The sequence below is a fragment of the Aquisalimonas sp. genome, assembly GCF_007120195.1.
In the GTDB taxonomy this organism is placed as follows: Bacteria; Pseudomonadota; Gammaproteobacteria; order Nitrococcales; family Aquisalimonadaceae; genus Aquisalimonas.
In genome coordinates, this window is the sequence record NZ_SKOG01000225.1 from 1 (window position 1) to 9349 (window position 9349).

General features: G+C 64.7%; 9 protein-coding genes. 4 read left to right on the forward strand and 5 right to left on the reverse strand.

What is annotated here, in order from left to right:
- The coding region (locus tag QZT63_RS16190) for an RNA ligase partner protein (protein WP_290652532.1) at window positions 1-517 on the forward strand (517 nt) is incomplete at its 5' end.
- A 17-nt stretch (window positions 518-534) separates the two neighbouring features.
- Here QZT63_RS16190 and QZT63_RS16195 read toward each other — a convergent pair.
- Window positions 535-1632, reverse strand: coding sequence for an RNA ligase (locus tag QZT63_RS16195; protein WP_290652533.1), 1098 nt, complete (start codon window positions 1630-1632; stop codon window positions 535-537).
- 182 nt (window positions 1633-1814) lie between these two features.
- Between QZT63_RS16195 and QZT63_RS16200 the strand changes: the two genes are divergently transcribed.
- The gene (locus QZT63_RS16200; RefSeq protein ID WP_290652534.1) at window positions 1815-2369 is read left to right on the forward strand and encodes a hypothetical protein; all 555 of its coding nucleotides are present in this window, start codon (window positions 1815-1817) and stop codon (window positions 2367-2369) included.
- A 123-nt stretch (window positions 2370-2492) separates the two neighbouring features.
- Here the strand turns inward: QZT63_RS16200 and QZT63_RS16205 are convergent, their stop codons facing one another.
- Window positions 2493-3254: a Crp/Fnr family transcriptional regulator gene (locus tag QZT63_RS16205; RefSeq protein WP_290652535.1), complete on the reverse strand. Its 762-nt coding sequence runs from the start codon at window positions 3252-3254 to the stop codon at window positions 2493-2495.
- A gap of 271 nt (window positions 3255-3525) precedes the next feature.
- Here QZT63_RS16205 and QZT63_RS16210 point away from each other — a divergent pair, with 271 nt between their 5' ends.
- Window positions 3526-4512: a GGDEF domain-containing protein gene (locus tag QZT63_RS16210; protein WP_290652536.1), complete on the forward strand. Its 987-nt coding sequence runs from the start codon at window positions 3526-3528 to the stop codon at window positions 4510-4512.
- On the opposite strand, the gene QZT63_RS16215 is transcribed toward QZT63_RS16210, so the two are convergent.
- Window positions 4503-5426 (reverse strand): LysR family transcriptional regulator, encoded by a 924-nt coding sequence (locus QZT63_RS16215; RefSeq protein ID WP_290652537.1) that lies wholly within the window; start codon window positions 5424-5426, stop codon window positions 4503-4505. The two genes, QZT63_RS16210 and QZT63_RS16215, sit on opposite strands and share 10 nt — an antisense overlap.
- Before the next feature lie 104 nt (window positions 5427-5530).
- Here QZT63_RS16215 and QZT63_RS16220 point away from each other — a divergent pair, with 104 nt between their 5' ends.
- A complete protein-coding gene (locus QZT63_RS16220) occupies window positions 5531-6133 on the forward strand; it encodes an NAD(P)H-dependent oxidoreductase (RefSeq protein WP_290652538.1) in 603 nt (200 codons plus the stop codon).
- A 146-nt stretch (window positions 6134-6279) separates the two neighbouring features.
- On the opposite strand, the gene QZT63_RS16225 is transcribed toward QZT63_RS16220, so the two are convergent.
- Window positions 6280-7677 carry an amidase gene (locus QZT63_RS16225; RefSeq protein ID WP_290652539.1) on the reverse strand — a complete coding sequence of 466 codons (1398 nt, stop codon included), beginning with the start codon at window positions 7675-7677 and terminating at the stop codon, window positions 6280-6282.
- Window positions 7646-9046 carry a sialidase family protein gene (locus QZT63_RS16230; protein ID WP_290652540.1) on the reverse strand — a complete coding sequence of 467 codons (1401 nt, stop codon included), beginning with the start codon at window positions 9044-9046 and terminating at the stop codon, window positions 7646-7648. Before QZT63_RS16230 ends, QZT63_RS16225 begins: the two co-directional genes overlap by 32 nt.
- Window positions 9047-9349 lie beyond the last annotated feature (303 nt).

Below are 9349 nucleotides of genomic sequence, written 5' to 3' on the forward strand. Positions count from 1 at the left end.
CGCCACGGAGGTGCTGCAGACCTTTCTGCGATTGGCACGGCAGTGCCCAGCGGAGTTCTACATGCCGCTCTCCGTGTACGAGGAACTCCGCACCATGCGGGAACTCGATGCGGCGCTCGCCGGTGACGTGGAGACGGAGATCTGGGTGCGGTCACCGCGGCGGTTTTCCATAAACATCCCAAGCGAGGTCCTCTACGAGTTCATCGACGAGGTTCGCACGCGCATCGACCGCGGTCTGCGCATCGCCGAGGAGCACACAAAGCGGGCCGGTGCGCACACCGACATGCCACCAGAGCTCATCACCCATTTACGCGAGCGGTTTCGCGAGGCGATGCGCAAGGGGCTCGTGGACTCCCGCGAAGATGTGGACGCCGTGCTCCTCGCCATGGAATTGGACGCGGAGCTTGCCAGCGCCGACCAGGGCATGCGCAAGCTGGGTAACCGCATGGGCATCAAGCTGGTCACAGCCGCCTACCTGCGCCGCGTCATGGAGAACCTGGCCGACAGGCAGCGTTGACAGCCAGGACCGCGGCATTAGTCGTACTGCGACGCCCCCGCCAGTGTATTCGCCAGCGTGCCGGTCATGCGCTCGAGCACACGCTCGAACTCCAGCACCCAGTATCGGCCCTCGCGGCGGGGCATATCCTCGGCGATCATGATGCGCTTGCCGCCGGTCGCCTTCATGTGCGCAATGAAGTGCTCGGCATTACGGCGCTGCCGAAACCGGCATCGGAACGGCACGCCCACCCGGCCCACCTCCCGGCTGCGCTCCACCGCCCGCGCGACGCCAGCGATAAATGCCCGCCCGAGACTGCGCTCAAGCTCCGCATCGCCAACCTGGCCGTTTTCACTGGCGAATAGCGCCAGGCGCAGCAGCCGGTTGGTGAAGTACTCCGGCGGCAGGTCCAGCAGTTGGTCACCGCACAGGGCGATATCAGACACATTCGAGCGGCCGGTCACATACTTTGCCCGGCTGCCGTCCTCCTCGCCCTTGAACACCAACCCCTCGCTGCCCTCCGCGTCCAGTTGCAAGATCAGCTGCTGCAGCGGTTCGGTGTCCTCCGGCTGATAGCGCCCGAAAATGCGCGTCGCCGGCAGGCCGTATCGCGCGATCAGGCGCATCTTATCGTCCTGGGACACAAAACCGGGACGGGCGCGGTGCATCATGTCGAATGCGAACAGCGCGACATCCTCGGCGACCTGCGGCGGATGCCCCTCCAGGTAGGGGTTCTCCGGTCCGGCGATCTCCGCGCAGAGAACAAGCTGAGGGTCCTCATCGAACACGGCCGGGTCCATCAGATCCGGCAACCTGTCCGTGCTGAAGGGGCAGACGAACCCACCGCGGCTGAACGCATAGTGCGTCTGCCCGTAGCGAACGATGCGAACATTGAACCCGTCGATCTTTTCCTCGGCCCAAAACGGCCCGGAATAGTGCCGGCGAAGACCCGCCGCCAGCGACTGAACACGGGCGATTGAGGGGTACCCCGAGACGATTGAACCATCGGGCAAAACCACGCTACCGCGGGGATAACCCGCTACCGTATCCACCAGGCGCGTAAAGGTGAGCCGCTCGAAACGATCCTCAACAGCCTTTCCACGCCCCAGGGCTTGAGTCAGTATCCAGTGATCCATATGCCTGTCATACGCGTTAGGGTGGCGGGTTCCAAATAGGCTTAGGTCAGCACATGGCAACGTTTCAGTCGAGCACCAGTCACGCACAGCGAGTGTTGGAATGTACCATTTCCCCATCTCTCGTCAGGCGCCGTGACCTGCCGCTTATCGGGGGCTGGCCAGCCACTTTGGTCAGCCTCGCGATGCTGCTGACCCTGATGCTGGGCTTGCCGGCGCATGCATCCGGACCCAGCCACGATGGGGCGCACCGCTGGTCGGGCACGGCTTTCGTCGGTCAGTTCGACGACAGCCGGTTTTTGGAGATTCTGGCACTGGACGGGGGCGATCTGCGCTCTTCTTATATGGGTGGGGCTGTGCTGGGCCGATACCTTGGTCGCGGGCCTGATCCTGTCGCCTGGGAAGCAGAGACTCAGCTTTACCACCACTGGGGTTTGCAGTCGCTCTGGGAGGCAAACCTGGCCATAGCGGCGCGCTGGACCCGCTTTCCCTGGGATCGCTGGCTGGATACCAGTGTCTCCTTCGGCCAGGGTGTATCGCTCGCTTCGCAACGGCCTCCGCTGGAGGACGAGACGCGCAATCTGCTCCACTACATGCACTTCGAAATCGCTGTCCAGGTGCCCGGAAGTGAACGCGTGAGCCTGGCGGGCCGGGTGCATCATCGCTCTGGTGGATTCGGCGTTTACGGCGTCAAGGGTGGCTCGAACTTCCTTGCGCTGGGGATACGCTATCGATTCTGAGCGCAGGATCATGCTGCCCACCGCAGCAATGACCATCGCCTGCGGCGCGGACACAACGCGGTGGGGAAACGCGCGCACCTGCTTTCTTCACCGGGAGCACCCCGGGGACGGCAAGTGACTGGTTTAGGCTTTCATTTTCTTGGTTGGCCAGCCAAGGGCCTGCAGCAGGGACGCTTGACTATCGGGGGAGGACCTGTCGGCCGCGTGCATCATTGCGTAGCATGAGCATGCCGCCCGCTCCAGCCCCTCCCGATCAAGGATCGTGATCCCACCACGGCTATAGTGTATCAATCCTCGACGCTGCAACTCGCCTGCAGCTGTCGTCACACCGCTGCGGCGCACACCCAGAATTCCGGCAAGCCGGGCATGCGTTAGATAGAAATAATCTGCATTCGCGCAATCATGTGCCATCAACAGCCGACGCGCCAGGCGGGGCTCCAGGAGGTGGAAGCAAGTGCAGGCGGCGGTTTGCGCAAGCTGTGCCATCAGCACGTGTGTATACCTGTCCAGCTCGCGCCTCAAGACCGGTGTATGGCGGACGATGCGCTTGAAATCCTCGGCCCGTATCCGCCAGGCACCACCGGCACCCTGCACGCGGGCGACCACCGAAGCGGTCTCCGTACCCAGCATCAGAGGGAGTCCCAGCATGCCGTCGTTGCCAATCAACGCGACTTCCAACGAAACTCCATGATTGACCGACGCCTCAAGGGAGATGAAGCTGTTGGTTGGGAAATAGACATCCTGGATTCGCTCGCCAGGCGCAGAGAGCAAGTCACCGCAGGCAAGGTCGACCAGTTCGCTCTGCATGTGAATGCTCTGGCATACCTTATCGGGCAAAGCGTCCAGCAGACGATTAACGACGGACGTGCTGACAGCGAGTGCCATTGAACTCTCCAGCAGTGGTGAAGGCACCAAGCGGACGGCAATAAGACCAAACCGCTGCAATACTGCCTCTGGAGAATGCCTCGCTGTGCTCGGGGTTTCTGTACGGTAGAGCACCTTCGATGAGCGCGGATCCCTCGCGATGCTTGGGGCGCGGGATGCACCCGGCACTGGCACGTTCGTTCGGTACCGAACAATGCGAGATCACGCCGCCGTGTAAGCTTTGCAGATGGATCGACGCGGCGGGCTTGAGACCTAACAGATGCGAGACAGGTTGACTGAAGTTACCGTCAAGGGCATCAGTGTCGCTCAGATCGCCGACAAGGCTGCGCTGAGGTGGCGGCGCATCGCGAGCGCCCTCGAGCCGGTCATGGGCAAGCGCGGCTTCGCCGCTCTGTATCAACGGAGCCTCCAGCTCGCGCGTGAGGAGCATCCCTGGTTGGCCGGTGCCCAGGAGAGCATCCTCGGTCCCGCTGATTTCGCCGCCCTGCACAGGGCCCTGTCACGGCAAACCAGCGAGCAGGCAGCCGCCGGGCATGAGGCCCTGCTACGAACCTTCGACGATCTCCTCGCCAGCCTGGTCGGCAGGCCGCTGGCGCAACGCCTGCTCGATCCCGTGGGGGATGACGACCCGAGCGGTGAGGTTGTCAGGGGCGAGGTGACCGCTGCCGACCTCCTGGAGGTGAACGAACACCTGCTGCTCACCGCGCTTCAGGCCCAGATGATGGCTGAGGAGGCGCTGCAGAGCATGGGGGCGCTCGCCCAGGCAAGTCAGCGCGATGCCCTCACCGGTACTCCCAACCGAGCACTGTTGCTCGACCGGCTGGAGAGCGCCATGGCCATGGCGCGTCGCCATAACACGCGCCTCGCGCTCGTGTTTATCGATATCGACCGGTTCAAAGCGATCAACGACACCTTGGGCCATGGGGTCGGCGACGAGGTCCTGAAGCACGTGGCCCGGCGCCTGCAATCCACTGTGCGGGAATCGGACACCGTCAGCCGTTATGGCGGCGACGAGTTCCTGGTTCTGCTCACAAAGATCAGCCAGGCCGCCGACGCGGCGCTCATTGCCGAGAAGATGCTCTCTGCGCTCGCCGAGACCGCTATCGCGAACGGCCATGAGCTGCAATTAACGGCGAGCCTCGGGATCACGGTCTTCCCCGACGACGGTGAAGATACCGCCACGCTGATCTATCGGGCAGACGCCGCCATGTACCGGGCGAAGCGGCTCGGCGGCGGGAGGTTCGAGCATCACCGCTGAGGATCCGGCGAGGCGCCGCCCCCGGCAGGGGCCTGCATCGCGGCTTGCCGCAACAGCTCAGCCACCCGCTGTGTCGCGGGCCCGGACCCGTCCGGGTCCGCGTAGGCCAAATACAGCGCCCCCCAACGCTCGCTGCCCTGCTCCAGGGGTAACGGGCGTAGCGCCCCGCTGGTTAGCTCGTTGCGGATAATACCCTCGGCAAACCACGCGAAACCGAGCCCCATGCAGGCGGCACGAATGGAGGTGGCCTTGTGGCTGACCGTCCAGCGCTGCTCTGTCACGTCCCAGGCGCCTTCGCGCTCACGGCGCGCCCCGCTATCGCGCACCACCAAATGGCGGTGCGCACGCAGGTCCGCCAATGTCAGCGACCGATCCATGCGGTGCAGCGGATGCGTCGGCGCGGCCACGGCAACGAAGCGAATATGCATCAGCGGGTCGCCGGCAAACCCCGGCGGCACGCGGGAGCACACGGCAAGATCCACCTGACCTTGTTCCAGCAGCTCCTCGCCACCGCCGAGCACCGTCTCGAACAGCTCGACCCGAGTCTGCGGGAAATCGGCGGCGAATGTGTCGAGACACTGCAGCAACAGCCAGGTGGGAAACAGAATTTCCACGCCCAGACCAAGCTCGGGCTCCACACCGCCCGCCAGGCGGGAAGCCGCACGCTCCACGCGCCCGGCCTCCTCGACCAGGAAGCGCCCCCGACGATAGAGCACAGCGCCGGCTCGGGTCAGCACGGCCCGGCGTCCCTCCATCCGGAACACCGGCACGCCAAGCTGGTCCTCGATGCGCTGCACGGCATAGCTGACTGTTGACTGCGTCTTGTACAGCACCTCGGCCCCGCGGGCGTAACTGCCAGCCTCCACCACCGCCACCAGGGCTCGCCACTGCTCCAGTGAGATTCTTGGTCCCATATCCTATCGATCCAGTCGATTGTTTGAGGCGATTATTTGCGCTTTTTAATCGATACGCCAACTTGTTTAATAGCTGCACCGTCCACAAACGAAGGAGTTCCACCATGACCGCAGTCCTGCAGATCAACAACAGCGTCTTCGGCGACGATGGCCAATCGTCCCAACTCGCCGACCAATTCGTGGCACAGCTGCGCGAGCGCACGCCAAGTGCGAGCGTCACCCGCCGCGACCTGGCCGCAGCGCCCCTGCGCCACCTTCCGGCCGAGCGCTTCAGCGCCGCACTGACCGATCCGCAACGCCGCACCGCCGAGCAGGCGCAGGAGGCGGCAATTGCCGACACTGTCATCGAAGAGCTGGAGGCAGCGGATGTCCTGGTTATCGCCGCACCGGTCTACAACTTCAACGTCGCCTCAACCCTCAAAGCGTGGTTCGACCACGTGGCGCGGGCTGGCAGAACTTTCCGCTACACCGCCGACGGCCCCGAAGGCTTGCTGCGTGACAAGACGGCGTATATCTTCGTGACCAGCGGCGGGCAGTACGCCGGAACCGAGCTCGACTTCCAGGTACCTTACATCAGGCACTTCCTCGCGTTCCTTGGAATCACGGACGTGCATTTCATCCGCGCCGAAGGACTCGCCATGGGCGAGGAAACCAGCCGGGAAGCGCTTGAGGCGGCTGGCCGCCGCATCGACAGGCTCGTTGCATAACGCACCGGCGCCTGCCGCAGTTCGGCCGGTCTGTCCCGGCCGCGGGCCGGGCCGGCGCCGATAACTCTGCAGGGTCGCGCGAATGGCGGCGCATGTCGGTAGGCGTAGCGGCAAGCGATCAGCGCCATGTCGGCGTGGCCTTGGTCTCAGTCCACGATGGGAGCCAGCCCGGAGACCACCTCGGTTTCGTAGGCTTGCGCGGCCTGCAACACCGCTCGCTCGCGGAAGCGACCGGCGACAATTTGCATGCCCACGGGCAAGCCGTCATCGAGCCCCACGGGAATAGAGGCCGCCGGCTGCCCGGTGAGGTTAAACGGCACGGTGTAGGGCACGGCGTGCTCCCAGCGGTCGAACGCCGAGGAGTGATACACCACGTCCGCCCGCGGCGCCGTCGTCGGCATGGTCGGGGTGACGAGGAGATCGTAGTCCTGGTGGAAGGCCGCCATGGTGACCCCCAACCGCGCCCGTGCCACCTGCGCCGCGTAGTAGGCCTCGATGCCCACCTCCAGGCCCTCTTCCGCCAGCATGCGGAATCCGCGGTCGAGCAACTCTCGTTTTTGCTCCGGGATGCCCCGCAGGATATAGGCAAACCCAGCCTTCCAGTAATCCTCGAACACCGGGCGCAACGGATCGATCAGCGGACCAACCTCCTCCACAGTCGCGCCCAGAGACTCAAACCTGTGCACTGCCTGATCCACCAGCTTGATCACACCGGGCATCGCCACCGCACCACCGAGCCCCGGGCTGTAGGCGATGCGGAGGCCGCGCACACCATTGTCCAAACCGTGCTCGAAATCAATCTCTTGCGGCGCACAGGCGTACCAGTCGCGATGGTCCCACTGACTCACCACCGTCAGCATGCGCGCGGCGTCGCGCACGGTATAGGCCAGTGGGCCGGTACTGGAGAGCGTGCAGTAGGGGCTGTCATTGGGCGTATGGGGTACGCGGCCGAAGGTGGGCTTGATGCCGAACAGACCGCAGTAACTCGCCGGAATACGGATGGAGCCACCAGCATCCGTGCCCAACGCCAGCGGCCCAATCCCCGCGGCCAACGCGGCCCCGGCTCCACCGCTGGACCCGCCGGGGGAATGCTCCGGGTTCCAAGGATTGCGCGTCGTCCCATGGAGCGGACTGTCGGTCATACCCTTCCAGCCGAACTCCGGCGTGTGGGTCTTGCCAAACAGGATCGCTCCGGCCTCCCGCAGGCGCGCCACCGCTGGGCAGTCCTCCGGGGCGGCGAGTTCCGGATCCGTGGTCAGGGAGCCGCTGCGCGTGACCGTGCCCTTCATGGCGACGATGTCCTTAATGCTCACGGGCACCCCATCGAGCGGGCTCAGGGGTTGCCCCTGGCGCCAGCGCTCCGTGGAGGCCCCTGCATCCTGCTGCGCCGCGTCGCGATAGATGGGTCCGAATGCGTTCAATGAGGGGTTCACCCGGTCGACCCGCTCCAGGACCTTGCGCGTCACTTTGGCGGGCGAGAGATCACCGGCGGCATAGCGCTGGCGAAGTGATTCAGCGCTGAGAAACGTCACTCGACGTGTCATGGACTGCTCCTGAGTCGGTTGCTGTGCGCGTGCCCCGGATTAGCAAGACGTAACTGCCCTCACCCTGCTCGAGGGTGCTGTTGACGATTGCAACGTCTCCTGCTTCGTTCACGGCCAGCTTGCGCATCAAGAGCCCCTGAAGGCTACCGTTGAACCCCAGTCGCGTATCATCGGTGCCGGGCACAGTCTCCGGCGCGGAAAATCGCTCGCCGCCGTCATGCGAGCGTACAAGGCCAAGCCCGCTCGGCCGTCGTGCCGCATCCGGAAAGAGTTCCCAGAGCACATAAACACTCTCCCCTGCAACCGCCAGGGAGGGGAAGGCGACGCTGTCGAATCGCTCCCCATGCTCAGCCGAGATGTCCATTGGCTCGTGGAAGCCGTCGCCTCCCCGGCCGCGCGTGTAATGGACGCGCGCGGGCTGGAAGGGGCCATCGGCACTTTCCATATAGACAAGGTGCACGACCCCCTCGGCGTCCAACGCGATTTTCGGCGCGTCCGCATGGCCCTGCGTTGCCGCCACTACGCGGGGTTCTTTGAACGTCTCGCCGGCGTCCCTGGAGGCTGTCAAGCGAATATCTGCGGTTTGGTCTTCACCAACCGTCCAGGCCAGGTACACGCTCCCCTGTTCGTCGGCTGCCAGGGAGGGGCCACGGGCCGGAAGGGCGTCCTCACCGCCGGCGATGCGCCGCGGTTCGCTGAATGTCTCGCCACCGTCGGTGGAGCGTGCAAACCGCAAAGCCCCCTCATACTCGGTCCAGGCGACGTGCAATGTTCCCTCCGGCGCTTCCACGATATCCAGGCTGCCGTTGTCCCAACGATGGGTTGTCAGGCGCCCCTTGCCGGCGCCGGCGGTCGTCTCCGAGAGGTTGATCGGATCGCCGAAGGTGCGGCCACCGTCGGTGGAACGGGCGAACAGCGTCTCGCCGCCGTGGGACCCGCCTGAGAAAATGATTTCCTGCCAAAGCACATAGACGTGGTCCGGCTCGTGACGCGAGAGCACAACGCGCGGTAGCCAGGAGAATATCCCGGGGCTGCCCGAGACGTTCACGGGCTCGTCGAACTTCGGCTCACCGGCGGCTCCGTAGCGCTGGAAGTAGAGATCCTGATTCTCTTGATCGGCCCAGATAACGCCGGCATCGCCGTCGTCATCGAGGGCGATGGAGGGGTCGTCGACGTAGCGAAACTCCGAGTCGTTCATGCGCCAGGGGCCGCGGTAGGCATCCCCGGCGGCCACTTCCACGCGATCCTTCCAGGCAATCTCCGGGGCGGTATCCGCCGCCATGGCCAGTGCGGGGTACCCCGCCAGCGCGATCAGCGCCCCCCCGATAACATGCGCCACCATCACTGATGCGCGCCCCGTCAGTGCCACCACCATCGGCTCCTTCGTGCCAAAGATCACTGTCCAACAGCACATTCAAGCAGGTGGGCCGCATAATGCAGCGCCACATTTACAGTGTAGCAAATGCCCCCGCCACGCAGCGGCGGCCGAACACGGCCCGACAGGTTTTGGGTGCTCCCGCGGGGAGAGATACACTAGTGTCCTGTCCCGTGAATACGTTGCGAAAATTGGCGTGGATCCTGACGGTTCCTGGCAAGGCGCGCCGACGAGGCGTAGCGGGGACTACGGCGAGGAGGCGCAACGCCGCCAGGGGCCGTCAGGGCCGCGACAATC

What these genes read in the sequence shown, in the direction of transcription:
- QZT63_RS16195 (WP_290652533.1), bottom strand. Translation starts at nt 1,632, where the DNA reads ATGGATCACTGGATACTGACTCAAGCCCTGGGGCGTGGAAAGGCTGTT.
- QZT63_RS16200 (WP_290652534.1), top strand. Translation starts at nt 1,815, where the DNA reads ATGCTGCTGACCCTGATGCTGGGCTTGCCGGCGCATGCATCCGGACCC.
- QZT63_RS16205 (WP_290652535.1), bottom strand. Translation starts at nt 3,254, where the DNA reads ATGGCACTCGCTGTCAGCACGTCCGTCGTTAATCGTCTGCTGGACGCT.
- QZT63_RS16215 (WP_290652537.1), bottom strand. Translation starts at nt 5,426, where the DNA reads ATGGGACCAAGAATCTCACTGGAGCAGTGGCGAGCCCTGGTGGCGGTG.
- QZT63_RS16220 (WP_290652538.1), top strand. Translation starts at nt 5,531, where the DNA reads ATGACCGCAGTCCTGCAGATCAACAACAGCGTCTTCGGCGACGATGGC.
- QZT63_RS16225 (WP_290652539.1), bottom strand. Translation starts at nt 7,677, where the DNA reads ATGACACGTCGAGTGACGTTTCTCAGCGCTGAATCACTTCGCCAGCGC.